Here is a 26,343-nt window from a genome sequence, read left to right on the forward strand (position 1 = left end):
CGCGGCGGCCGCAGCCTTCACGGGCCCTCGACGGCCACCAGGTCGCGGATCGCAGCGTAGTCGTCGAGGTTGGACGTCCAGACCGTCAAGTCGTGGGCGCGCGCCGTCGCCGCGATCAGCAGGTCGACGCGACGGCGCCGGGGCTTCCGCCCAGCCGCGACTTCCGCGGCGTCGATGTCCGCGTAGGCGCCCAGGACGCTTGCGGTGACGGGCAGCGGGTCGAACGCCGACCGGAGGCGCTCGAACCGCACCCGCCGGACCGTGCGGACGGGACCCTCGGGCGCGGCGTGGACGCCGGTGAGCAGCTCGGCGAAGGTGAGGACGGAGACCGCCACCTCCCCGTCCGGCCAGACGCCGTCGATGAGGGCGTTGGTGTCGACCAGGTAGGTGGTCACCCGGCGGTCGGTCCCTCGCTCCGCTGGGCGGCGCGGCCATACGGGTTGTCGAGCTCGTCGTCGAAGGTGTCCTGGACGTCCCGCTTCCACGCCCCTCGGTCTTCCGGGGAGAGCGGGGCGAGGTCGTCGAAGAGGTGCCGCAACGTCTCGGCGGGGACGAAGCGGTGTGGTTCCGTCGGAGGTGGGTCCATCCGCAGCACGCCGACGGGAGCGCCGTTGCTCGTCACCAGCAGGTGCTCACCGTCGCGGAGGGCGCGCAGGATCTGACCGGAGTCGTTCCGCAGCTCGCGCTGGCTGATGGTCCGCACGTAGTGGAGTGTAGCGCCGCCGTGCTACACCTGTCTGCACGTACTGGTGGGTCGCCCCCTCAGCCGGCGCTCACAAGCGAGGCTTGGGTGAAGAAGTCCGTCGGCATCGCGTGGCGCAACCGCCAGGTGATGCCGATGGGCCGCTCGCCCTCGTGGGAGACGTAGTGGGCCGGCCCCAGGAACAGGTACGGCTCGACCCCGAAGTCCCCTGCTTGCGCTGACGCGCGAACAGCAGGACGTGCGTCCCCATCGCCCGGTGGTTCAGGTAGCGCTCGCCTGTGGGGGAGGTGACCGTCGTCCGCGACTGCGACTCCCAGTGGAAGAGGTGCGGCGTCAGCGGGTAGTCCCGGTACATCGTCGAGGGTGAGTAGTCGGCCTCGGACTTGGTCAGCGTGATGAGCAGCGCGTCTGTGCGCCGCTTGGGTGCCCAGACGACCCCCTCGCGGAAGGACATCGGCGGTCGGGTGGCCGTGGCGACGCCGAGCGCGCTGACGATCTCGTCACGGGAGTAGCGGGCGTGGACGCTGAGGGGCAGGTCGGCGATCTCCCCGTCGAGCTCGCTCGTGGGGTGGCGGGCGGAGTCGAAGGTGAGGTCGACGAGCTGCGTCAGTTCGTCCCGGGCCGCGGGTTCCTGCCGCAGCAGGTCGAGGACCGCGGCCAGGTCGCCGGGAGCGCCGGACGGCCAGAGGGACGCGGTGAGCATCCCGGCGAGGTGGCGTTCGACGGGGGACAGCGTGTCGGCGGTGACGTCGTCGCCGAGCAACCGGGAGTACGCATCGCGACGCAGCCGGTCGTCGACGTGGGTGACGGCACGCACCCGCTTCAACAGCGCGGTCTCCGCGGGGCCGGCCGGTCGCGTCTCCGTCCCGGCGCGGCGGCGCAGGTCCGTCCACGAGCGGTTGCTGCCGAGCAGTTCCCGCACACTGAGTCCGCTGACGGTGAGGAAGTCCGCGATGCTGTTCGTCGCCTGCGCCCGGACCTTGTTGACGAGCGCGGGGGTGCGCGGGCTGAGTTGCGCTTGATGCTCGTGACAACGCGTTCCTGCACCACCTCGTCGAGGACGATGGAGCACCCCGCCGGCAGGAACGGGAACCCCTGCTCGGCCTGGTGCTGCGGCGCACCGCGGCTGACCCCGGTGAGCGCGCGGAAGCGGGTGTCGAAGCGGAAGTTGGCGTTCTGGTGGCTCACGAAGCCCAGCGTGGTCAGCACCGCCTTGCCGGGGGAGGTGCGCAGACCACGGCCGAGCTGCTGCAGGAAGACGGCTGAGGATTCCGTGGGCCGCAGGAAGAGGACGGTGTCCACCTGCGGTACGTCGACGCCCTCGTTGTAGAGGTCGACGGCGAAGAGGATGCGCACGTCGCCCTCCTTCAACCGCCGCAGCGCCGTTGCACGCTCCTCCGGGGTGCTGCTACCGCTGACGGCGAGCGCGTCGACGCCCGCCTCGCGGAAGACGCGCGCCATGTAGTGCGCGTGCTCGACGCTGACGCAGAAACCGATCGCCCGCATCGAGGTCACGTCGCCCACCCGGCGGCGCAGCTCCCTCAGCACCAGGCGCGCTCGGGCGTCGTCCCCGGTGTAGAGGTTGGTCAAGCCTTTGACGTCGTAACCACCGCGCTGCCAGGCCAAGTCGCTCAGGTCCGTGCCGTCGTCCACGGCGAAGTAGTGCAACGGCACGAGCAGATTGTCGGCGAGTGCGTACCACAGCCTCAGCTCTGCCGCGGTGCGCCCGTCGAAGAGCGCGCGGACGTCCTGCCCGTCGGCACGTTCCGGCGTCGCCGTGAGTCCCAGCAGCTCTAGTAGTACGTTGTTAGGTCTTGCCAAGGATGGTCGTCGCGTGGTGCGCTGTCGCGGTGACTCCTGAGGACCTCGAGGGCGTGCGCGAGCAGCTGGAGGACTTCGCCGCGGACGTCTTCGCGCCGCTGACCCGAGCCGATCAGCGAGCCAAAGGCCAAACCTACCTGCGCGGGCTGCTGCTGGACGGAACCCGCAAGTCGATGCAGCCGAAGGCCGAACGCCTCGGGGTGGACCACCAGGACCTGCAGCAGTTCGTGTCCTCCTCGACCTGGGACGTCAGCGCGGTGCGTTCTCGCATCGCAGGCAAGGCGGTAGAGGTGATCGAACCGGTCGCGTGGGTCATCGACGACACTGGCTTCCCCAAGGACGGCAAAGCCTCGCCCGGGTCGCCCGGCAGTACTCCGGAACCCTCGGCAAGGTAGGCAACTGCCAGATCGGCGTCAGCGTCCACGCCGTCACCCACACCGCCTCTTGCCCGCTGGACTGGCAGCTGTTCCTGCCCGGCAGCTAGGATACCGCCGCAGTCGAGAGCACTCTGGACGAGAGCTTGGATGGGGCAGAGACCAACGCAGGCTCGACACCGTGCGGTTGCAGCGCAAACGGGCGGGGATCCCCGACGAGCTGGGTCATCAGCCGAAGTGGCGCCTGGCGCTGGAGATGCTCGACGAACTCGCCGAGTGGGGTCTGTGTCCACCGGTGATCGCCACTGACGCCGGCTACGGCAACAACGCTCACTTCCGCGACGCCCTCACTGAGTGGGGACTGTCCTGGATCGTGCAGGTCGAATCCGACCTGAGTGCGCACCCCGCCGACGCTGTTCCTGAGCTGCGCGAGTACCTCGGCGCCGGCCCGCGCGGCAAGCCGCGCTACCGCGACGCGCCGATGAGTTTGTGCCAGCACGCCCTAACAGCAGGTAGGGAGAACGCGCAGGAGGTCACCTGGCGGGCCGGTTCCCGCGACCAGCTCACCTCGCGGTTCCTCGCAATCCGCATTCGTCCGGCCGGGCGCAAGCACACCGCCCGACTGACCGAGGACGGGTCCCTGCCCGAGCAGTGGCTGATCGCGGACTGGCCGCAGGAAGCGGACGAGCCGGAGGGGGCACCTCCCGCGTGCGGGGGAAAATACTGGCTCTCCAACCTGCCCGCCGACACCGCCCCGCCCGAACTGGTCCGCCTGGGCAAGATCCGCTGGCGCATCGAGCGCGACTACCGCGAACTCAAGACCGGCCTTGGCCTGGACCACTTCGAGGGCCGCAGCTTTACCGGCTAGCACCGCCACGTCACCCTCGTCACCGCCGCACACCTCTTCTGCACCCTGCTGCGCGCCGACCCGAAAGCGCGTGGCGCAGCTTGAGCACCTACGCCGTGCTGCGCCTGCTCCAGCAGTTGCTGGCCGCCTGGACCGGCACCTGCACCGTCTGCAGACAACCCGTTCGGGACCGACCCCTCGTGCCGACCTAACGAAGTACTACTAGGCCTGCCTCGATGGCGCCGGCAGGTCCGAGGTCGCACAGGCACCGAACAAGTGTGAGGCGGCCAGGAACAGTATTGAGGAAATTCGAGCAGTGCTTCACCGCGCCGTGGCCGGCATTGACACCTACAGTGCGTCACTCTGACTTGGTGAGGCTGTCGGTCGTCGACCGACGAAAACGTTGACCCCGCTCGCCTCTCGGCAAGGTGAAGATGATCGGCGCTTCAACTGCGCCAAGCACGAACGGCGGTGACGCGCGGCGATTCGTCAGGTCCATCCTGACTGCGTCGTGAATTGTTCGTGTTCAACTGGGACGCTGCGGGCGGTTTAGAGGCGATGGCAAAACCTTCGCCGCGATGGCTTGCCCTTCATGAGTGGCCCGGCACCCCATCCACCGGCTTTTTCAGGTTTTGCCTATTTCTAAGTGGCGCATCCGTTGGGGGGCGGTTCGACGTCTACGCTTAGGTCCTCATTGCCCTCCGATTTGAGCCCGCTGCACCATCCTCAGTAAGCGGCACCCGCTACTTAGGAAGGCTCGCTGACGCCCTAGCCCTGCGTCGGAGCCCTCACGCCCTTCACCGTGTCGGCCGGGGGCCATCAGTGGCAACTCGCCACGCCTGGCAGGCTCGCGCATCCCAGATGAGCACCGGATGAGAGTGCGACCTGTCCGACAGGACGCGTCCTAGCGAGCCATCCCTTAGGCTGCGGATGACTGCCGCTAACGGTGGCGCAGTCGCGCTGCAATGCGCAGTTGCAGGGTGTGTGAGGAAGGACGCCGTGGTTCGGTTGTCTGCGGCGACGGGGAGGCGAGTCGCGACCTTGGCGTGCTGCCGGCAAGACTCTTTTTCGGTTGTGGGGGATCCCCCATGCCGCTTGCAGAACCGTGGGGCATGATGGGTAACGCCGTGAGCGGTCGCCCATCGTACGTGGGCCAACTTGTTTGGTGTGGTCAACCCTATGGCTGGGGTCGCGTGCGCGCCTTGACGGACTCCTCCGTCGAGGTCACATTTTTTGAATCGCCGGCACAACCGCATGTTCATACTGTTGACATGGCATTATCCGATGCCGTCGCTGCAGCACTTCCCAAGCAGATCCGGGTGTATTGGGAGGATGGCGAACGGTGGCGCGTCGGGCGAGTTGTCGGCGCCGCCCCTCAGGGCGGGTATGCGGTCAAACCGCCTAATTCTCGGTATGCCTTACCTCTTCCCATTGAGCGTCTTCATGTCCGCTGGTCTCAACCGGTGGTCGACCCACTTGAAGTGCTCTTGGCGGGGGGGAATGAAAGCCCGCACTTCAGCGAAACGCGCCTTCCTTTCATCCGCGCTGTGACGACTCACCGGGCGGCCTGCTCCAGCATTCCAGCCATTCTATCGAGTGCCGTGGAGTTGTACCCGCACCAGATCGAGACGGTGTTGCAAGTAATGCGTGATCCAATCCAGCGCTATCTCCTTGCCGATGAGGTTGGATTGGGGAAAACAATTGAGGCAGGTCTGCTGCTTCGGCAATACCTGCTGGACAACCCCACCGGTTCCGTGGTTGTCATAGCCCCTGATGTCCTGCGGCGCCAGTGGCAGGATGAACTTCGAGCGAAGTTCTTCGTTGATGACTTTCCTCGTTCACGCCTGCGCATCGTGGCGCACGAGTCGCCACAACGCTGGTTCAGCGACACCCCGGAAGACTTTGTAATTATTGATGAGGCGCATCGCCTTGTGGGGCAACGGCGGTCGCTACAGGAGGTGGAAAACCTCCGCCGCCTCTGTCATGGGACTCCCAGGCTGCTGCTCCTCTCGGCGACGCCTGCCTTAAACAACGAACGAGCCTTTCTCGAGCTGCTAAATCTGCTCGACCCCAAGATTTATGACGTGGCCGATCTGGCCGGGTTCACCGCTCGAGTGCGTGCGAGACACGAGATTGCCAAGGCGTTCTATGCGCTTGATCCAGAGTTCCCCGAAACCGCCCCCTTCTACTTGGGGACGATTCTGCATGCCTTCCCAGGGGATGAGGAACTCGCGGCATTGGTTGGCTCTGTAGGGGATTCGGCCTACTCTGGATCCGCCGATTTCATCGACAATATCGGCCGGTTGCGCCGCTACGTTAACGAGACGTACCGACTGAACCGTCGAGTGGTGAGGCATCGCCGTGAGCGCGTTCTGACGGGAGTGCCGTGCGGACCCAACAGTCCTGAGTTCGAGGTCACCGGGCGCAGCGAACCGCAACTGCTTGTCCCCAACGATCCGGTAGGGGACCAAGCAGAACTGTTCTTGGAAGAGTGGCGTCAGGACGTTGTCGATCACCTCAATGTCAGTGGCGCGCAGTTCACCGATGACTACGAAAACCTGTACGGGCTCTTCCTGGCGTCAGCGCGCAGTCCACAACACCTGAGTCAACTCATGCACGTGCGCCTATCCGCCATCGATCGCGAGGCTATGGTCTCGCAACTTAGTGACGCGGAGTGGGCAATGCTTACAGAGGCGCCCCCACTCCCCGCAGACCAACGGCTCCTCACGCAGTTGGCCTCACTCTCGCACGGGGATCACATCAGTGCTTTGATCCACGCCGTTCGTCCCGCATGCAAAAAGCATCAACAGATCGTCATGTTCGTGGACTCGACGCTTGTTGGACACCAGTTGGCTGCCGCGCTGCGCGCAAAGTTCCGCGGCCTCCAGGTGGCTGAGCACTTCACCGATCAGTCGCCTACGGAGCGCGAGGAGTCCGTGGCGCAGTGGAGACGTGGCAGTAGCCGCGTACTCATCTGTGATAGCAGCGCTGAGGAGGGCAGGAACTTCCAAGACGCGGACGCCATGGTGCACGTGAACCTCCCCTCCTCGGTCAACCGTCTCGAACAACGCATTGGACGTGTGGACCGGCACGGCAGCGAAGGGGCAGCAGAGCAGTACGTGGTCGCCCCGGACTCCATTGAGTCTCTCACCGGAGCTTGGTTAGAACTGCTCCGTGACGGCTTCGGCGTGTGGCGGACATCCCTAGCGAGCCTGCAGTACACCATCGAGGCTTTGCACCCGCAAATTCGCCATTCCGTCTTCACTCGCGGCGGGGAAGGCCTCGTGGACCTGGTGGAAGTCGTATGTGCGGAACTGACACGCAGTGCAACGGACATCACCGCAGAGGACCAGCTTGAGGCATCATTCCTTAGTGGCGGCGGCATCCATTCTCTCGTTGCCTTGGATCAAATCGAGACCGACTGGCCGCAGTTCGACGCAGCACTGAACGACTTGGCCTATAAAGCGGATGGAAGCCTTCAACTCCATCCACTGCCCGGCGGTGACCGCTTCACCCGCCGTTTCGAGCCAGGGGAGCGGCCCTTGCTTACCAGCCACCAGGTGCAAACAGCCCTTCCAGGGACCTGGGACACGCCGGGCAGTTGCAATCGCACCGCAGCGCTACGGCGGCCCGGACACCGAGTGCTTCGGTATGGATCGCCCCTGATCGACAGCCTCGCCACGTGGGTCGAACAAGACGACCGAGGACAAGCCAGCGCTCTGTGGCGACTGGCGCCCGGCCTGCCAGACGAGCAGGTCTACCTGGCCTTCGACTACCTCGTCGAAGGCGACGTCGGCGGCATTGCCCCGAACCTGGACCCCGACGAGAGCAGAGCACTGCGTCGCCGCCTCGACGGCTGGCTGGCGCCTTTCATGCACCGGGTATGGCTGGATGCATGGAAGCAGGAGCCACCACTTCCGGGTCTCCTGCCCCTGCTCGAGCGCCGCTATGACCCACGCCCCCACATCGGCGACGTCAACCTGAACCCCGACCGCATCGCGGCACTTCACCACCTGTTCGGCGGCGAGCGAGCATTTGGCCAGGCAGTGCGGCTTACCCACGCCGCCGCTCCGGGCAACCTTCGCAGCCAACGCCGCGTCGATGCCCTCATCGAAGATGCCTGCGCCCGAGCACGCATAGACCTCCATGATGAGCTCGCCGTGCTCACTGCCCGAGAGGTAGCCGGTCTTGCTGACTCAACCGCCGGTCTCACCGAGGAACGCGTCGAGGCTCTCCTCAACGCGTGCCGGAATCCGCGTATCCGACTCCGCTCCGTGACCTGCATGGTCATTAGCGGTCAACGGTTCAACGACGCATCGGGGGCAATGCGTGCATAATCATCATGACGGAGCCTGGGCGTGCACCGAAGCGGCTTTGGCCGGTAACGGCCTGGCCGACTGCCGCCCCACGTTGCCCCGCCCCCATCGCCGCCTCCACGACGCGCTGGAAGCAGCCAACGCCTCACCGGCAGACCTCGCCGTCCTCCTGCGTCACGTTTTGGGGTGGGAGGACAGTCGAGGCGGCTCGGGCTTCGGTTTGCGGCTCACCCCCCGCGATGCCCTGCCCGACCAAGACACCCTCAGCAACGCAGGCATCGACGTCACGCCCTTGACCGAGGGGCGGTGGCTGCTGCAGCGCCGCGCGTGGAGTGTGCCCGGTGACCCGACCTCCACACTGCGGGGAGACCCCCTCCGTGAGGTTTACCTGGAGCATGACTCCAGCCAGCGTCGGACCGACTCCGATGTGCCAGCGGATACCTTCTGGGTTCAGACGGTCGGCCATTCGACATACCGCACGTCCGGTCAAGGGCAGGCAGCTAGGTCCGTGGTGACCGCGCCGCCGGGCAGCACTGTGCTGCTCAACCTTCCCACCGGAACGGGTAAGACTTCCCTGGCGCTGGCCCCCGCCCTGCTGAGGTCTTGGCATGTCGGGGTCTCCATCGTCATCGTGCCCACTGTCGTCCTAGCTCTCGACCAAGAACGTCGCGTTCAGGACACGATCGCCGAGCTTAGCCACCGCCCCTCCCCATCGGGACGCTATGCCTACCTCGGAGAGATGACAGACAGCGATAAGCAGGCGATCCGAGAAGCCATTCGGACAGGCGAGCAGCGCATCCTTTATACCTCCCCCGAAGCCTTCTCAGCCGGCCTTGCGCCGGCACTGTTCGACGCCGCAGAGTCTGGGCACCTGCGTTACCTGGTCATCGACGAAGCACACATGGTGCACCAGTGGGGGGCGGACTTCCGCCCCGACTTCCAGGCACTCGTCGGCATGCAACGCGCACTCGTTGCCCGGTCTCAACCCGATGTGCGTCCTGTCACCGTTCTGATGACCGGGACCCTGTCATCAGCCGCCGCTCAGACGCTGCAACAACTTTTCGGCGACGCGCAGCCCGTCCAGTTGCTCAGCAGCGCCAATCTGCGCGGAGAACCGGAGTACTTCCTCACCCGGTGGAACGATCCTGAGTCACGACTGGCAGCCCTCCGAGAAGTCCTATGGCACACGCCCCGCCCTGCCGTGGTGTACGTGTCGACCCCGGAGCAGGTGGATGAGGTCCGCAAGGCGCTGAGAACGTGGGGGTTAACGCGCCACGCTGGAGTCAGTGGACGCAGCAGTGCCATCGAACGCCAGGAGGTCGTGCGTGACTGGCGAGGCGAGAACAGTCCCGCGACCATCGACGTGGTGGTGGCCACATCAGCCTTTGGCCTTGGCGTCGACATGCCTGACGTGCGCACGGTCATTCACGCCTGCGAGCCGGAGTCACTAGATCGCTTCTATCAAGAGGTCGGGCGTGGTGGGCGTGACGGCGCCCCCTCAATGAGCATCTACCTTCCCGCTGCGCAAGATGCATTTCTCGCGGAGTCACTGTCGGATCCCACCATCCTCTTGGCGACGACCGCGCAGGGCCGCTGGGAGGCCCTCCTGGCGGCCTCCACAACTGCCGAAGAGGGCCGCCTGCGGCTCGACCTTGACGCGAGGCCGGTCAACGTTGTCGAGTCGGGCCCGAAGAACCGCGCGTGGAACCTTCGTCTACTGACCCTGCTAGTGCGGACAGGTGCACTGAGCCTCCTTGCTGAGGAGACGTACACTGAACGACAAGAAGGCAACACCGAGGTCGTTCCTCACCGATACCTGCGCGTCAACTTCCACCGGGAGTTGGACTGGACGGCGTTCGAAGCCGAACGTACGCGCACATTGGCAGCCAGCAGACACGGCCTGCGGCATCTGCGAAGGCTCGCGTCTGGTGATCGGTGTAGCGGCGAGGAGCTGCACGAGTACTACACCTTCGAGGAAGCGTGGGGGTACTCCCACGTACCCACCGCGTGCCGTGGGTGCCCCACGTGCCGCCGAGAACGACGGGCAGTTCCCAGCGCCGCGGCACCGACCCCTCCTGTCATCGCGTGGCAGAATCAGTCAGGCCCGTCACCGCAGGTTCGACTGCTCATGCCCACGGGGCGACTCGCGGTCGTTGTGGATACGCAGCGTGGTGCTGACTATCGACGTCGCGCCGTGCAAATCGTAGAGCGTCTCATCGAACTAGGGTTCATCCACATCATCGACTTGGGCGATGTTGGATCTGTTTCGACGTGGCAGCGTTTGCAACGCCACGCAAATCCCGCCCCAGTCATGCAGTCATACGATGAACCCAACCCTTGGCACCCCTTTGTCCCCACCGTCATCCTTCTCGGTTTCACCCACCAGGAAGGGCCCGATTTCGACACGTGGGCAGCACACTTTCCCTACACCGTGATCATCACGCCGTCGCACAACACGGCGCCGGGGCGCCCGGGAACACCATGGCAGGATTTGAACGGACCGTGTATCAGCGAAATGCGTCTCACTAAGGACATGACATGACGCTTCTTCAACCGCCCAACATCCTTCCCAAGGGCATGTTCGTCATTTCTCGGACGCTGCGCGAACACGGAAAACCTTATGACCGGAGCAGGCTGAAGGGGTTGCTTCAACCGTCAACGCTCGTGCTGCGCAGGACGGGCGCCAACACCTTCGACGCTTCCTTCAAAGCGTTGCGCGATCTGGGCATCGCGCGACTGGAGGGCGACGAGGTCACACTCGCCGCCGACGCGCCGGACGTCGGAGATATGTCCACGTTCTACCGGGATCTCGTCAAGCGCGTGTTCGCTGGCGTCGACGAATCAAATGCCGCATCTACGCCTCAGTCTGACTTGCTCATCTCGCTCGCTTGGTGGTGCGCTCAAGATCCTCACGGAGAGCCACTAGGCTGGGAGAACGTCCAGCCACTGCTGTTTCACGACATGGGTGAGGCATATCAAAGCTTCCCCATCGGCAACTCCAACCCTTGGGCCTCGTTCACTCGGTGGGCTCTCGCGCTAGGCTTCGCAGAGACGCAGTCCATCGGCGACGGAACGTCAGGACGTGTCGTTCCCGATGCGACTCGGGCAGTCAAGAGTGCCATCCAGGCCGCAACATTCTTAGAGGTACGTGCAGATCAACTGCTCACCTACCTTCAGGAGCAACTGCCGGTCTTAGATGGTGGCCGCCTCGCGCAGTACTGGCGTCCTGAGTGGAACTTGCCGCCTGGGCGCCGGGCGGTTGTCGGGGCAGTCGACCGTGTCTTCAGCCACGCCCTCCTCCGCGCCGAGGAGGACGGTGTCCTCGCGCTCCAGACCTTGTCCGACGCCGGAAAGATCACGCTCTCGGATGGCGAGCGAGACCGACCGGTCAGCCACGTCCGAGTCCTCCAGGAGGTAATGTGACCGCCACCGACTTCCCCGGCTTCGTCTGCTGGAAGCGCCCCTTCGTCGCAGAGACCGTGGCGACCGAAGCCGTCCATGCCGACCCTGCGGTGTTCCTGGCGACTCATCGCCCGTTGCGTGTGGTCCGCACTGCCTGGGAGCGCGAGGCCAGTGGCGACATCGTTGACGAGCAAGACGTCCTCAACGACTTCGCCAGTCGAGAGCCTGTAGGCGGTGTCGTGCTCATGCCCATCCTCGGTGAGTCCGGGACCGGCAAGTCTCACCTGGTGCGCTGGGTCCGTGAGCACCTCTCGGAGACACCGCAACGGCGGGTGGTCTACCTGCCGAAGACGGGCACGAACCTCGTCGGACTGGTACGTGCTCTGCTGCTGGACTTAGAAGGCGATCCCTTCGACGACATCCGCAACCGCGTCGCCAAGAGCGCTGGCCAGTTCGACCAACAACGCCTTCCCCATGACTTGCTCGCTCGCTTGGCCGTGGCGGTGCGGTTCCACACACCCCAAGTGGCAGAGACGGCAAAAGTTCCCCTAGCGAAGCTTTTGGTGAGCGAGCGTGGCCTGCCGGCACTGCTCAACGACTTCGAGTACCAGCGCCACCTGTTGGTTGAGGGTGGCATTTTGGATCGGGTGGCAGCCGAACTACAGCGAGGTCGCGGGGAAGGGGAGTCTGAACGACCCGCCGGCTTCGTCGCAACCGATCTACGCCCGACCGGCGTCAACGTGAAGGACATGGGTGCGGCCGCACAACGCATTTACGAGCAACTCCTGGGACACCCCTTGCTGCCGCAACTTGCGGCTGACATCCTGAATGCGAACCTCGAAAACGCTGTCCAGGCACTCGCGGATCTCGGCGCTGGTCAACTGCAAAGCGCGATGGTCGACGTGCGCCGCGAACTTCACCGTCGGGGTCAGGAAATTCTGCTCCTGATTGAAGACTTCGCCGTTATTCAAGGCGTGCAAGGGGATCTTCTCGACGCCATCAGCGAGACCGGCGTGCGAGAAGGCCAGCAGGAGTTGGCCACCGTGCGAACACTGCTCGCCGTAACTCCCGGCTACTACAAAGACAATGTCCCTGAAACGTTCAAGACTCGCGCGACGGCAAGCGTCCCGCATTCCTACACCCTCGATGTCAGCGTGGGCCGGGGTCACAGTGTCGATCACCAGCATGTTATCGACTTCGTAGGTCGTTACCTCAACGCGGCGCGGCTTGGCGCGCAAGCATTGCGCACTGCTCGCGACAACAACGGCACACTACCCAACGCCTGCACTTCCTGCAAATTCAAGGCGCCCTGCCATGACGCATTCGGCACCTCCAACGACGACTTCGGACTGTACCCATACAACGCCGCGGCACTGACCCGAGCGGTGCACCTGTCCATGCCGCGCGAAAGTGCACGGTTTAATCCCCGCCGCATCCTGTCACGAGTCGTGCGACACGTCCTCGACAACTATGACCAAGATGTTGCAAACGGCGCATTTCCGTCGATGACGTTCCGCAGCGATTTCCCTACCGATCGGCAAGGAAGCCTCACTGCCGAACAGGCGGACTACCTGACGCGTCACGATGCGCTCCATGAGCGCCGGATCCCCCTTCTGGAGTTCTGGGGAGGTGGCGACGCGGCCAACCTCAATGACGGAATTCATCACGCCTTTCGCCTCGCGCCCCTTAGCGCCGAGGCTCTTGAGGCGCTTCGTGGCCGCACTCCAGACCCCGACCCAGACCCCGACGACCCCGACCCCATTCGGGATCCTGCAGCGAGCAAGGCGCGCGTCGTTGACGCCTGGCATCGCGGCGAACTGCTGCACCAATCGGTAGCGAACGAGTTGCGGCAGACAATCCGCGAAGCGATCGTTGCGCACGTCAACTGGGGTGACCTCGGATTGGCGACGCCGACCATGCCGGTGCGACGCGCAGTGCTCAAGCACCCATTTGGTCTCGGCGTGATCATCGAAGGAGCCTTCGGAGACCGCACCTTGGACCCCCCGACGACTGCGACGGTGGTGCTTCTGAGGGGACCCGCCAATGCCACCTTGTTTAAGGCGCTTCTTGATCGAAAGAGGCTCGGCACGTGGAACTTTTCAGGTGGAGCAGAGCAGCAACGCCGCTTCACGCGCCTCCTGGAGACCTGGGGCGCTCAGATGGTGAATGCGATCCGTGCCCATCTGGGACTCCACCAGCCTGACACCCTGCAGGCAGCGGTGGACATTTCCCTCATCGGCGCGCGACTGTTGAATCTGGAAGGCAACCGAAGCGCCAACGCCGAAGCACTGGTGACGTGCCTCTTCGATGCCGCCAACGTCAAGGCGAGACCGGACGCGCGTCTGCACGACGACGAACTACTTCGCGCGCCGTCTTATACAACCCTCGCACGCCAGCACGCCGCGACGCGAGGGGACGTTATTGCGCAGTTGCGCGAAATCGTGGGGGTGGCCCAGGGGGCTGGAGAGGAGCAATTGATCGATGCCCTCCAGTTGCTGCCGCTTATCGACAAGGCTCGCAAGGCACTGCGACCAACACCGCACGCCGACGCGCCTGAGTGGCTGGGTAAGGCCCACAAAGTTCTCACCAAGGGACTGGATCGTGCAATCCAGGATCAGTGGGGGCTGGCGTGGGAGGTGGCCAATGAGGTCGAGGGACACCTCGGTGACGCCGACCCCAACGCTGTGCTCGCAGCTGTAGCCGAGGCGTTCGAGACGGCCCAGCAGGCGATCCCCGGGGTACTCTCGGTTGATTCTGAGCAACTCCGCCAGGAGTTGTTAAGGGCTCGCAACTTCCCGTGGTCGGCTTCGCGTGATCACGCGAGAACGATGCTGGCCGCAGGCGCCGACCCTGCCAACGCCGCGGACCCGCTGCGCATGTTCCTCGCGGTCAGTGCTGATCGAGGCCCCAACGCCGCTGTCATGATGGAGTTCCTGAGAGACACCGACAAGCGCTTGGACACCCTCGCCAAACGAGCGCAGCGTGACTTGAGCACCGTGCCGGAAAGTCCTATCGATCGGCTACAACAAGTCCTGATCCAGGCTCAAAGTGCGGTGCAGGAATGGGGAGTGACCGATGCCTGAGACGTTGCTGCAGCGCGCATCTGACGTGGCGGATGCTTGCCGAGCGGTGCGGGCGCACCGGTTGGCGATGCAGGACGCTGAGCGACTGCGGCGCCGGACTCAAGAATTGTCGGACGCGCTCACTCGGGCGAGCGACGTCGTCCAGAGATGGCGGGTCTACCGCGACGGCAACGTCTCAGTGACTCCGCTTCCCCCCTGTGACGTCCTGCAGACTGCTTTCACAGCGCTGAGTGAGACGGTTACAGTCGGCGGCGAGACACCCGACGACCTCTTCATCGCTGTCCGCAACGCCCTGAGCAGTTTCACGACACGGCTCAGCGTCTCCCTTGACGAAGCCTGGCAGGTGCATGCACAGTCTCAAATTGATCGGGCCGGAATAACGTCGGCAGGCTTGCTGCCGCTAGGGGAGCGCCGGGCGCTGGGACCAGCGCTACGGGACATCAGCGCCGCCGCCGCCACCGCGCCTTCCAGTGCTGTAGCTGTTCGCTGGTTCAACGAACTCATCGACGACGTCACACAGCGCCTGACAGCGGCGCGTGTGAGCGAACTGCCCGCCGGTCTACGGCAGGTCGTGCGCAGCATTGACAGTGGCGGGCTATCACTGAACGAACTGAGTGAGCAGGATCTGCGTGACTTGAAGGAGCGTGGCTATGCAGCGCACCTCCAGGTCCGGTGGAGCGCCTCGTGAGCGAGAGCCTCTCGGCCGCAACTCTCGGAGCTCTCCTCAGCAGCGTCGAGGACGTGGAGTTGCCCTTGCTGACGTGGGGCTACGTCGAGGGCGCCCTGGACACCTCCGAGGTGCTACGTGCCCTCGAAGTCGGACTTTCTGAGGCCGGCGACGGCGATATGGACGACATCGACGCCGACGAGGTCCTGCAGCTGCTGGAGGAGCGCGGTCTGCTGGTGCAGGTCAGCCCAGATCGCTGGCGTTCCCGGCTGGCTGAGACGCTGCGATTGACCGCCCACCTGCGGCAACTGCTCGGCGAGGGCAATGGCCAGTGGTGGTTGCGCGGCCGCTCGTTGGTGTCTGACTTCCGGTTGAACGTGCAGCCGCGACGTTATCCCCGCCGAGATCTGCCCGGCTCGAACGCTCAGCAGGCCCTGGAGGCCGTGCAGCCACTCACTGATGCCGCGCAGGTAGCGGTCTCGGCCTTTGTGCGACCAGAGCAGCGACTAGCCCGCTTCCAACTCGATGCATCTACCGCCATCCGCAGTGCCCTGCTCAGCAGTCGCACGGAAGCCGTCATCGTAGCCGCCGGCACCGGCAGTGGTAAGACCCTCGCGTTTTACCTGCCAGCCTTCGCGTGGATGAGTGAACGTCTCACAGCGGGGGAGGGCGTGCAGACGCTTGCAATCTATCCGCGAACCGAACTGCTGAAGGATCAGGTCGGCGAGGCACTGGCCAGTGCGCTGGTCATCAGTGAGCAACTGGCCCAGCATGGGCACCGCCCACTGCGTATCGCCACCCTCTACGGCGACACCCCATGGGCAGCATCCTCGCTGGAGTCCGCCAGTTGGCACCAGGAGGCGTGGCCTCACGTGGGCGATGGGCGACGCTGCCCTTATGCGGTATGTCCACACTGCCAGTCAGACCTCGTGTGGCTGGACAGCGATCGCTCAGCGACGCCGCCCCGGGAACGACTCGTTTGCCGCGGGTGCGCGAGGACTATTCCTGGTGATGTGTTGGCGCTGACACGACAATCCATGATCGCCCAGGCGCCAGATGTGCTCTTCACCACCACCGAAATGCTCAACCGCGCCTCCTCCCACCCCAGCCTGGGGCGCCTGCTCGGCTTCCGCCCCGGCACTGCACGTCCGCGCCTGCTCCTGCTCGATGAGGTTCACACCTACGAGGGGGTCCACGGTGCGCAGGTCGCACTCCTTTTGCGCAGGTGGCGCCACGCGATCGGCCAAGCGGTCACCGTGGTCGGCTTGAGCGCCACACTGCGCGACGCGGACACGTTCATGGCGCGACTCGTCGGCATTTCTGAGGCCGACGTCACCTTGATCGAACCGGCAGAAGTTGACTTGGTCGACGAAGGCAGGCAATACCAGCTGGTCATCCGAGGTGACGCCACCTCAGGAGCGAGTCTGCTCTCAACGACCATCCAGACCTCCATGCTTCTCGGCCGTGTCTTGGACCCACCTCATACCGCAAACACCATTCACGGCAGCAAAGGCTTCCTCTTTACTGACGACCTCGATGTCACCAACCGCCTCTTTCACGACCTGAGGGACGCAGAAGGGGAGGGATGGATGTCCAAGCGCCGCAGTGGCGCGCAGAAGGTGCTGGCCAACCTCCGCTCGCCCCGCCTGCCCGCGTGTAGCTCACGAGACGTCGACGGGCAGGTCTGGACGCTGCCGGAACGCATCGGGCACGCACTGCCCGGAATGTTCCCCGCCCGCGGCCTCAAGATCAGTAAAACGTCATCGCAGGATCCAGGAGTCGCCGCCGGCGCCGACCTCGTCGTGGCCACAGCGTCGCTCGACGTGGGCTTTAACGACCCGCGGGTGGGGTTGGTCCTACAGCACAAGTCCCCCCGTGACGCCGCGCAGTTCCTCCAGCGACGTGGGCGTGCCGGACGTACCCGCGACGTCCGCCCCCTGACTGCGGTCGTGCTCAGCGACTTCGGACGTGACCGCTTGACGTATCAGGCCTATGACCAGCTCTTCGACCCCGAATTGCTGCCCCGGGCACTGCCTGTCGGCAACCGCTACGTCTTGCGGATGCAAGCAACTCTTGCCCTCAAGGACTGGCTGACACGGCAGGTGCAGTGGCGTGAGGACGCGGGGCGGGTCCTGACCAAGAACGACCGACGCGAGGAGCAAGACCTCCGCGACCGTGTGGCGGAGCTTCTCAACAGTGTCCTCACCGACACGGTCACTCAGGACGCCTTGGCCGAGTACCTGCGCCGCGCCCTGCGCATCGACGCCGACGAGGTGCAGAACCTGCTGTGGGATCCACCCCGAGCCTTGATGACTGCGGTGGTGCCCACGCTGCTGCGGCGCCTGCGTACCCTGTGGCGGCCCGTCGGGGAGGACCCAGGCGGTGAGGCGAAGACCTTCGCTGTCGAGTTCGTGCCACCGGCCTTGTTCGCGGAGTTGAACCTGCCCGAAGTGCAACTGTTGTTGCCCGACAGCTACCGCGGCACCGTGGAGACACGCATGCCGATCCTCCAAGCGCTTCGCGAAGCGGCACCAGGTCGCATCAGCAAGCGGTTCGCCGTACGTTCCAGCGCCCAGACCACCTGGGTGCCCATCCCCACCGACGCTAGTGATGTGCAGTTGCCACTGGGCGACTTCGTCAAGTCCGGCAGCGTGGAAGGGACGTGGCGAGACGACACCAGCGGTGATCAGCGCCGGGTGGTCCGCCCCTACCTCATTCAACTGGAGCAGCCACCGCGGACCCTGGCGGAGTCCTCCAACAGTCGCCCCCTGTGGTGCAGCCAGATCGTCGCCGGCGATGGTGAAATCACGACCACCCCAGTACCTCAACCATGGTCTGCGCACATCCGTGCGCTCAGCATCCACACGCACGCGAACCGCCGCCCTCTAGAGGTGCGCCGCTTCACCCCAGGCACCCGCGCCCGCCTGCGCTCATCCGGCGCCCGCACCGCGGACCCCGCGCCGAACAGCACCAGCATCACCTACATCGACCGTCACGGTGACCCCGCCGCACTGGGCTTCGCCCTTGACGTAGACGGACTCCGTGTGAGCGTAAGACTGCCCTCGCCGCAGGCACTGCTTGCCTCACCTCACCTGCGCACCCCAGCGTGGCGCTCCGCACGCGTGCGCCACCTCATCGCCGCCGACACCTCGCTGGACTCCTTAGCTGATGAGTTCACCCGCCCCTGGCTGGCCCTCACCCTCGAAGTGGCGCTCCTGACTCGAGCAGTGGATGAGGACATCAGCATCGCCACCGCCTTAGACCGCGTCAGCGAGGCGGACCTCCTCGCCGCCGCCGGCCAGGTGGCAGGCGCCGAGGCGCCAACAACTGACGCCAAAGCAGACGGAGCCCACGACGAACCGAACAGTGACGCGTCGGAAATCCGCGACCTTCACGGCCGCTTGCGAGCGGCCCTGACATCCACCACGGTGCGTGACGCGCTGCTGCAACATGCGCAGGCCCTCCATGCCGACCCTGGACCAGCGGACGCGCGTTTCGCACAGCAGGTCTTCGCCCGCACCCTGGGTGCCGCCCTGCAACGGACGTGTCTACTGATCGTAAGCAACGCCCAAGACAATGACCTCGTGCTTGACGTTGTCGACGACGAGGAAGAATCAACAATCTGGCTGACGGAAGCCACGGTCGGTGGCGCAGGCATCATCGAAGCGATAACCGCCGAGTACGCCCGCAACCCCCGACGCTTTTGGCGCCTCACCCTCAACGCCCTAGAAGCGGGGGAGTACGAGACGCTTGATCACGAGTTGAGCCGCCTCGTCGCCGACCTCAGCGGGGACCCCGACGGCGCACTCGCCCTCGCCGTCCGGGCAGTCCGCACCGCTACCTCGGCGCACGACACCCGAGCACACCTGGACCGGCTACATCAAGCCCTCACCATCGCCGGCTATGCCACCACCCACCCCGTGCTGGCCGCTATCGCCATCCGCCTGCTACGACCGGGCACGACGCCACGCTTCGATGACGCCCTGCACCGTCTCGCGCAAGGGTGGAGCCGGGTCAGCCAGCAGTTGGGCATGGACATCGACGCGCGGGCGTGGTCCCTCATCGCCGGCCGGGCACTGCCCGACATCACCGACGTGTTTTCCACACCAGACCATATCTACGCCAGCCTCTGGCCGCGCGGAAGTGAGGTCTTCCACCGTGACCTGGCCATCTATGCCCCCTATGTCGATCGCGTCCTGCCACTGAACCGCCATCTCACCGCCGCACTGTTCAGCGAGACGGTGGCCGAGGTGTCCGTCACGGAGGCGGACTGGCGGCAACGCGTGCAAGATGCCGTGGTAGAGCAAGGCCTGGTCGACCTGACCGCGCCCGTGGATAAGGTCGCAGTGTTGAAGGCGGCACTGCTGCACCTCAGCGTCGACCCGTTGGACAGCGGCTACATGCTCCTACACCCCGTCCTGCACGCCCTGCGCCGCAGTGGTGGCCACTTCACCGCGCGACTGGAACTGAGGGAGGCCGAGCAGTGAGGGCACGCACGATCCGGCGCGGGCACAACCGCACCACCGATGATCTACGCGCGCTGATGCAATCCCTCTTCGTCGCAGAACTTCTGCAACCCAGCGACGAACTGTGGCTGATCAGCCCATGGATCAGTGACATTGCTGTCATCGACAACGCTGACCTCGGCTTCAGCGGCCTCCAGCCTGACTGGGGTGCGCGCGACATCCTGCTGAGTGAAATCCTCGGCGCCCTCACGGTGCGGGGATGCGCGGTCTACGTCGAGTTGCGTCCCGATGACCACAACACCCGTTTCGTGAAGCGTCTGCGCGCTGCCGCCCCCTCCGGCGCTTCCTTGAACCTGCGCACTTCCGAAGTCCTGCACGAGAAAGGACTTCTTGCCGACAGTTTCATCCTGAGCGGCTCGATGAACGTCACTTATAGTGGCGTGCAGTTGCTCGACGAGCTCGTGAGACTGGACACGTCAGCGTCAGCCATCGCCGAGGCGCGCCTCGCATTCCGTGCCCGCTGGGGGATCGCCTGATGGACACCGCCCAATTCATGACAACGTGGTTCGGCCCCGGCAACGACTTCACGCTCCCTAGCTCGTGGGAGACCGACCCGCGCTACACGCGAATGCGGCCCTTCCTGCTGGACCTCGACGCGATCCCGAATCAACCTCTATTTCTGCCCCGACTGCAAGCCGCCGGGCGCCTCATGTACGCCACGGCTTTCAACGCGGCTCAAGCGCGGCAACTTCAGGAGGCACTCACCGCATTCGTGGGCCCCAGCTATAGCAATTTTGACCCGGTCCCGACGCGACTCAACGCCCACGACCCCCTGGAAAGCGCCCTGCAGCGACTCGGGACGCACACCACCTGGCGACTCACGGTGCCGACAGCAGCCTGGGAGGCGGCATGGCAAGCCGCCGCACTGCTGCGCGCGACGTGGCTTCGGCGACCCTGGCGCGAAGCAGACACCCCCACCCCGGTAGGGCGACTTCTGCGCGACTTCCGCCTGTCCCTCGCCGCCGGTGACGAGGCTCTCTCTGCACGCTACCTTCAGCGGCTCATCGACTCGGGGTCACTGGACACGGCCAACATCACCTACCTCAAGATTCGCCGACTCAATGCTCTCGGGGCGCGTGAGCGCACTCTGGACCTACCCGAGTTCGATGACGTTTTGCGGATGCGGCTACCTCGCGGGGTGCGCCAGGTCCTGCTGGCAGCAGTCCATGAGCGGTATCTGGGCGACGCAGAAGCCCACCAGGACACCGCCTGGGCCCGCCAAGCGCTGCAGCGACACCCGCACTTAAGCGCCCTACAGAGCGGGGGAGACGTCACCGGGCCGCGGGAAGCACTCAGTACGCTGCTGGTCCTCAACCGCCTCTACCCCAACCAAGCGCAGGCTCCCAACGAAGAGCTTTGGCGGGATGACCCGTGGCTGCGCGCCCTCGCCGAAGACATACCGCCTGCTGCGACCAGTCCCGCCCCGGCAACCGCACCGGCAGTCGAACCGGATGTTCCGGCATTGCTGAACGCTGCCCGCTACGCCGAGGCGTGGGACAAGATCCAGGTCTTGCCGCGTGGACCTGAGCGGGACCGCCTCGCGGTGATGTGTGCACTCAACTTGGATGATGCGCAGTGCAGTCTCGGGCTCGCTGCGGAATTCACTCAGCAAGGTGAGGACTATCTCACGAGCATCGCAGTGCCTGGCTGGCTTCAAGAGTCGTGGCAGCGACATCTGCGCCAGGTGGCCGGCCTCAATGGTCAACCGCAGGCTTGGGCGGACCTGCTGCGCCTGGCGGCCGCCGGTTCCATGACAGCCGGGATGCTCACGGCCTTGGAGGAGGTCATCGACGGTTGGCCCAGTCCGGGCGCCGACGACGACACCATTGCCGCGATCCTGGAAGCGAACTCGCTGTCTGGACCTGGGCTGACTCAGACCCTGGACGTAATCCCCCTGCTCTTGCAGAGCGTGGAAGCCGGTGAGGCGCCACGGACCAGTGGCGGTGTATTGCAGTTGCTCATATTCTCGGAGGAGTACACCGCCGCCACGCTGTCAGCGTTGGCCGTGGCCTTGCAGCGCTTTCTCGCTGCATCTCCGGAGGGTGCCACCTACGGTGACACCCTCGGCATGCTCAGCGAGACCAGCGCACGCTGGGTGCAGGTGCGCACGGCAGACACCGTTCTGGACCTCATTGACGTCATCCTCGCCGGTCCAAACATCGCACCTAGTGCACGCGTGGCCACATGTGGGGAGTTGTTGACGCGACTGCGGTCCTTCGCCGTGCGCCTCAGCCCAGCCCAACTCGTCCTTGCTTCAGCACTCAGCGATGAGGTTGACTGCGCCCTCAGTTGGCCACTGCCTCAGGCAGACGTAGCAAACGTTGCCGACGCGTCGGCGCAGATCACAGCGACCGTCCTGTTGTACAGCCTGCAGGAGCACGTACTGCAACGTGCAGAACAGGCCCTGTCTTTCCTCTTTCCGCGTGTGACCGTGCACACCAGCAGTCACCTGGCCGGCACGAGCCAACTGCGGGACCAAGCCAGGGCTTGCGACGTGCTGGTCGTTGCTACAACGCGCGCTAGCCACGCGGCGACGGACTTCCTGCAGCGGCACAAGACCGGATCGATCGTCTATCCCAGTGGCGCCGGGTCAGGATCGATGCTGCGCGCTGCCACTGAGGCACTGCTGAGGCTGTCCGAGGAGTGAGCAGTGGTCGGGTCTGCTGCGCTTCAGCGCAGGGCCTGACCCCACTGTGACCTCGCCGTGAGCCCAGCGACGTTGACCCGGCGCCGCAACACCCGCGGCACCCTCTGCCCTAGCAGCACAGGGCTAGGTGTCGAGGCGCGTGCATCCACACTGCGTGCTCATGCTGCGGGCTTCAGTACACGACCTGGAAACAAGGAGGGGTCTGCTGCACTGATCGGTGACAACCTGACGTGCCCCACCCTCTGATTACCTCACCTCCTGTGAAGATCGAGCTTTTCCTGAGAGGCTCTGATCATGCCCAGACCGTTCCCACCGAGTTCCGAGCCAGGGCTGTGGCCCTCGTCCGGGCGGGCAAACCCGTCACGACTGCGGCCATCGAGCTCGTCATCAGCGCGGGCGCGCTGCACAAGTAGGTTCGTCAAGACCAGATCGACCGCGGTGAACGCAACGGGTTGAAGAGCCCCGAAAGCGCGGAGCTGACCCAAGCCAAGAAGCGCATCCATCAACTCGAAGTCGAAGTGGAGATTCTACGACAGGCCGCTCACCTGCTCGGGGAGGATCGACCCCACCCAAAAGGATTCACCCGGTGATCGACGTCCTCGTCGACGCTGGGCACCCGGTCAAGCTCTCCTGCCGCCTGCTGGGCGTCAGTAGCCCTGGCTACTACCGCTACAAGCACCGTCCCATCGCGCCGCGGACGATCCGCCGGGAATGGCTCACCGGGCTGATCCGAGAGGTTTACACCGCCTCCCGCCAGACCTACGGTTCCCGTCGCGTCCACGCTGTGCTCACCCAGGCGATGGGCGTGCAAGTCAGTGAGCGTCTCGTCGCGGTGCTGATGAGTCTGGCTGGGATCGCTGGACTTCCCGGGCCGGCGAAGGTCAAACGCCTCAGCGGCATTGCCATCGCGGACGACTGGTGTACCGCAAGTTTCATCGGCTGTCACCCAACGAGTTGTGGGTCACCGACATCACCGAGCATCCCACCCGGGAGGGCAAGGTGTACTGCTGCGCGGTGATGGACACGTTCTCGCGCCGGATCGTGGGCTGGGCCATCGACACCGCCCAAGTCTCCAACCTCGTCGTCAACGCCCTCGACATGGCCATCAAGAACCGCAACCCACCGGCCGGCGGTATTGTGCATGCGGATCACGGAGTTCAATTCACGTCGTGGGCCTTCACCAACAAGATCCGGGCTGCGAGGTTGATGCCGTCGTTCGGAACCATCGGCGACGGTTGTGACAACGCGATGATGGGATCGTTCTGGTCCAGCATGCAGATCGAGCTGCTGAACCGGAAGAAGTGGCGAACCCGCATCGAGTTGGCGAACGCGATCTTCGACTACATCGAGATCTTCTACAACCGCCAGCGTCGCCACTCCCGGCTCGACTACGTCAGCCCGGTTGAGCATGAACTACGCTACAAGGCGGCCGCCCCCACTTGATCTTCACACCGCAGTGGGTAACCAAGGGGTGGGGCGGGTCATAGCTGTCACCGATCAGTGCAGCAGACCCGAGTTTCGATGCGCGCCGGTGCACGCGCGGGCCAGGGTAGTGGCGCGCGCTGTAGAGGTCGGTACGGTGCTTGAAGGCGGCACTACCCCTGTCGCCCGACGGCGCTGGGCTCACCGCCAGACGAGACGGTCGGTCCGACATGGCCGCGACGTCGTCGCAGCAAGGCCAGCACGAGTACGGCCGCCGCGGTCATCCACGCCTTGCCCACAAGTTGGCCAGGCAGGAACGCCAGAGAGTTGAAAGCGAGCCAGAGGAAGATCAGAGAGTCCACTATAAAGCCAGCGATGTTGCTGAGGACGACTGCGGTCAGCCAGCGCCGCTTGCGCAGTGGGGTGTAGACGGCGAAGTCAGCTAGTTCGCTGAGGAGGAAGGCGGCGGCGCTGGCTAGGGCGAACTGCGGGGAGATCAGCGCTGAGAGCAGGGTGCCGATGACGATGGCGGCTAGCACCGCGCGCTTGCCGAGGTGGTCCTGGGTCAGGTCGCGCAGCGTGAAGGCCAGGCCGGCGAAGTACACCCCTGCTGGTGCGACCAGGCCGAAGCCGACGGGCACGGCGCCGAAGGTGGTGATGGCGTAGTTGGCGAGCAGCACGGTCGCCACGTAGCACGCCGCCAGCACCAGGCCCACCCGCCGACTCGTGCGCGGCGCGGCCAGATCAGAGGTGCTCATCGGTTTCTCCTCGGTAGGTGGCACCAGAGGTGCAGGTCTCGCGGACGGTCACGGCACTGAGCAGGGCCAAGGTGGGGGAGAGTTGCTGCCACATCCAGCGCGCGAGGACTTCGCTGGTGGGGTTGTCCAGCCCTTCGACCTCGTTGAGGTAGTAGTGGTCCAGACGCTCGATGACCGGGGCGACGAGCTTCTTCAGGTCGCCAAAGTCCATCACCCAGCCCAGGAGTGGGTCGGGTAGGCCGTTCACGTGCACGCTGACTCGGTAGGAGTGCCCGTGCAGGCGCGCGCACTTGTGCCCTGCGGGAACGTGCGGCAGGCGGTGCGCGGCTTCGAAGGTGAATTCGCGGAAGATCTCCATCAGGCGATCCCGAGGTACTTGTGGGTCTGCATCGATAGGCTCCACTGCGGATGGGTCAGGCAGTAGTCGATCGCGGCGCGGGTGTGGGCTTGCACGTCGGGTCCATCCATCGGCTGCAGGCGGAAGGAGGTGAAGTCCAGTTCGGCGAACTGCGCTGGATCTCCGCCGGCTTGCGGGTAGACGAGCTTCAGTTCGTCTCCCCTGCTCACCACCAGGTCTGCACCAATCTTGGGGCTAACGCAGAGCCAGTCGATGCCTGGTGGGGGAGTGCGGGTGCCGTTGGTCTCCACCGCCACCTCGAAGCCGCGCTGGTGCAGTGCCTGCACCGCCGCGTCGTCGAGTTGCAGCAACGGCTCCCCGCCGGTGCATACCACGAACTTGCGCTGGGCGCCGTGAGGGGCGTGGGAGTGTGCGCTGGAGTCGGACTCTGCAGTGATGGCGGAGCCATCGGTGAAGTCATCGGTGAGGCCAGCTGCTGGCCAACTCGCGTCCACGGCGGCGGCGAGGTCGTCGGCGGTAGCGAAGCGTCCTCCACCGACGCCGTCGGTACCGACGAAGTCGGTGTCGCAGAAGGTGCAGATCGCGCGGGCGCGATCTTTCTCTCGACCGGTCCACAGGTTGCAGCGCGAGAAGCGGCAGAAGACGGCGGGGCGGCCGGCGTGGGTGCCTTCACCTTGCAGCGTGTAGAAAATCTCCTTGAGCAGGTAGGTCACCGTCACGCTCCGCGGTAGGGCAGGGGGTCGGTGCTGCCTGCCTCGGCGAAGCCGTTCAAGCGCAGGAGGCAGGAGTCGCAGTGCCCGCACGGGTGTCCGGCCGCGTCCGGGTCGTAGCAGGAGGAGGTCATGCCGTAGTCCACGCCCAGGGCCAAGCCCGCTCGCACGATGTCGGCCTTGGTCATCTGCATCAGGGGGGCGTGGATGGTCAGTTCGGTGCCCTGCACGCCAGCGCGGGTGGCCAGGCGTCCCATGGCTTGGAAGGCGTCGACGTACTCGGGGCGGCAGTCCGGGTAGCCGCTGTAGTCCAGGGCGTTGACGCCGATGAAGATGTCGCCGGCGCCGACGACCTCGGCGTAGGCCAAGGCGTAGGACAAGAAGATCGTGTTGCGGGCCGGCACGTAGGTGATCGGGATGTCGGCCTGCAGGTCCTCGACCGTGTCGTGCTTGGGCACCGCGATGTCCGCGGTGAGGGCTGAGCCGCCGAAGACGGTGAGGTCGATGGTGGCGATGACGTGCCCGGCCGCGCCCAGGGCCGTGGCGACGCGGCGGGCAGCGTCCAACTCCACGGCGTGGCGCTGGCCATAGGCGAAGCTCAGGGCGTAGGGGGTGAAGCCTTGGGACTTAGCGATGGCGAGGACGGTGGTGGAGTCCAGGCCTCCGCTGAGCAAGACGACGGCGGGTCGGTCCATGGGGCATCCCTCAA

Annotated in this window: 17 protein-coding genes and 2 pseudogenes; 11 read left to right on the forward strand and 8 right to left on the reverse strand. The window is 65.2% G+C overall.

The genetic code is table 11. From position 1 onward, the window contains the following. Nucleotides 1-17: 17 nt before the first annotated feature. From KRAD_RS11815 to KRAD_RS24355, 4 genes are all read right to left on the reverse strand, one after another. A complete protein-coding gene (locus tag KRAD_RS11815; protein ID WP_012085843.1) occupies nucleotides 18-395 on the reverse strand; it encodes a PIN domain-containing protein in 378 nt (125 codons plus the stop codon). Continuing rightward, nucleotides 392-703: a type II toxin-antitoxin system Phd/YefM family antitoxin gene (locus tag KRAD_RS24345; protein ID WP_012085844.1), complete on the reverse strand. Its 312-nt coding sequence runs from the start codon at nucleotides 701-703 to the stop codon at nucleotides 392-394. Before KRAD_RS24345 ends, KRAD_RS11815 begins: the two co-directional genes overlap by 4 nt. Nucleotides 704-773: 70 nt before the next feature. Continuing rightward, entirely contained in the window at nucleotides 774-1,520 is a 747-nt protein-coding gene (locus KRAD_RS24350) for a DUF3427 domain-containing protein (RefSeq protein ID WP_238985831.1), read from the reverse strand. 5 nt (nucleotides 1,521-1,525) lie between these two features. Beyond that, complete coding sequence (locus KRAD_RS24355; protein WP_157873578.1) at nucleotides 1,526-2,377, reverse strand: helicase-related protein; 852 nt, start codon at nucleotides 2,375-2,377, stop codon at nucleotides 1,526-1,528. Between the two features lie 176 nt (nucleotides 2,378-2,553). Between KRAD_RS24355 and KRAD_RS11830 the strand changes: the two are divergent. The 11 genes and pseudogenes from KRAD_RS11830 to KRAD_RS27530 form a co-directional block, all read left to right on the forward strand. Continuing rightward, nucleotides 2,554-3,850: pseudogene (locus KRAD_RS11830) on the forward strand (IS701 family transposase). A gap of 1,010 nt (nucleotides 3,851-4,860) precedes the next feature. Beyond that, on the forward strand, nucleotides 4,861-8,082 hold the full coding sequence (gene dpdE, locus KRAD_RS11835) for a protein DpdE (protein WP_275263104.1): 3,222 nt from the start codon (nucleotides 4,861-4,863) through the stop codon (nucleotides 8,080-8,082). A 37-nt stretch (nucleotides 8,083-8,119) separates the two neighbouring features. Then, complete coding sequence (dpdF, locus tag KRAD_RS11840) at nucleotides 8,120-10,603, forward strand: protein DpdF (RefSeq protein ID WP_162145142.1); 2,484 nt, start codon at nucleotides 8,120-8,122, stop codon at nucleotides 10,601-10,603. Beyond that, nucleotides 10,600-11,484: a protein DpdG gene (gene dpdG / locus KRAD_RS11845; protein WP_157873579.1), complete on the forward strand. Its 885-nt coding sequence runs from the start codon at nucleotides 10,600-10,602 to the stop codon at nucleotides 11,482-11,484. Before dpdF ends, dpdG begins: the two co-directional genes overlap by 4 nt. Next, nucleotides 11,481-14,546: a protein DpdH gene (dpdH, locus tag KRAD_RS26020; protein ID WP_157873580.1), complete on the forward strand. Its 3,066-nt coding sequence runs from the start codon at nucleotides 11,481-11,483 to the stop codon at nucleotides 14,544-14,546. Before dpdG ends, dpdH begins: the two co-directional genes overlap by 4 nt. After that, on the forward strand, nucleotides 14,539-15,234 hold the full coding sequence (locus KRAD_RS11865) for a hypothetical protein (protein WP_012085848.1): 696 nt from the start codon (nucleotides 14,539-14,541) through the stop codon (nucleotides 15,232-15,234). Before dpdH ends, KRAD_RS11865 begins: the two co-directional genes overlap by 8 nt. Continuing rightward, nucleotides 15,231-19,700, forward strand: a complete 4,470-nt coding sequence (gene dpdJ, locus KRAD_RS11870) for a protein DpdJ (RefSeq protein WP_012085849.1) — start codon at nucleotides 15,231-15,233, stop codon at nucleotides 19,698-19,700. The genes KRAD_RS11865 and dpdJ overlap by 4 nt, the downstream gene beginning before the upstream one ends. Continuing rightward, nucleotides 19,697-20,215, forward strand: coding sequence for a phospholipase D-like domain-containing protein DpdK (gene dpdK, locus KRAD_RS11875; protein WP_012085850.1), 519 nt, complete (start codon nucleotides 19,697-19,699; stop codon nucleotides 20,213-20,215). Before dpdJ ends, dpdK begins: the two co-directional genes overlap by 4 nt. Next, nucleotides 20,215-22,386 (forward strand): protein DpdD, encoded by a 2,172-nt coding sequence (gene dpdD / locus KRAD_RS11880; RefSeq protein ID WP_012085851.1) that lies wholly within the window; start codon nucleotides 20,215-20,217, stop codon nucleotides 22,384-22,386. Before dpdK ends, dpdD begins: the two co-directional genes overlap by 1 nt. Nucleotides 22,387-22,972: 586 nt before the next feature. Further along, entirely contained in the window at nucleotides 22,973-23,404 is a 432-nt protein-coding gene (locus KRAD_RS27525; RefSeq protein WP_275263064.1) for an IS3 family transposase, read from the forward strand. After that, a pseudogene (locus KRAD_RS27530) lies at nucleotides 23,293-23,829 on the forward strand (IS3 family transposase); the annotation flags it as partial. The gene KRAD_RS27525 and the pseudogene KRAD_RS27530, both read left to right, overlap by 112 nt. 152 nt (nucleotides 23,830-23,981) lie before the next feature. Here the strand turns inward: KRAD_RS27530 and KRAD_RS11890 are convergent. The 4 genes from KRAD_RS11890 to queC are packed head-to-tail and all read right to left on the reverse strand — an operon-like array spanning nucleotide 23,982 to nucleotide 26,329. Next, on the reverse strand, nucleotides 23,982-24,566 hold the full coding sequence (locus KRAD_RS11890; protein ID WP_012085852.1) for a VUT family protein: 585 nt from the start codon (nucleotides 24,564-24,566) through the stop codon (nucleotides 23,982-23,984). Then, on the reverse strand, nucleotides 24,553-24,924 hold the full coding sequence (queD, locus tag KRAD_RS11895) for a 6-carboxytetrahydropterin synthase QueD (protein ID WP_012085853.1): 372 nt from the start codon (nucleotides 24,922-24,924) through the stop codon (nucleotides 24,553-24,555). The genes KRAD_RS11890 and queD overlap by 14 nt, the downstream gene beginning before the upstream one ends. Continuing rightward, nucleotides 24,924-25,637, reverse strand: coding sequence for a 7-carboxy-7-deazaguanine synthase (gene queE, locus KRAD_RS11900; RefSeq protein WP_012085854.1), 714 nt, complete (start codon nucleotides 25,635-25,637; stop codon nucleotides 24,924-24,926). Before queE ends, queD begins: the two co-directional genes overlap by 1 nt. A gap of 2 nt (nucleotides 25,638-25,639) precedes the next feature. Beyond that, entirely contained in the window at nucleotides 25,640-26,329 is a 690-nt protein-coding gene (queC, locus tag KRAD_RS11905; RefSeq protein WP_012085855.1) for a 7-cyano-7-deazaguanine synthase QueC, read from the reverse strand. Between the last annotated feature and the right edge of the window lie 14 nt (nucleotides 26,330-26,343).

It is taken from the genome of Kineococcus radiotolerans SRS30216 = ATCC BAA-149 (assembly GCF_000017305.1).
Taxonomy (GTDB): Bacteria; Actinomycetota; Actinomycetes; order Actinomycetales; family Kineococcaceae; genus Kineococcus; species Kineococcus radiotolerans.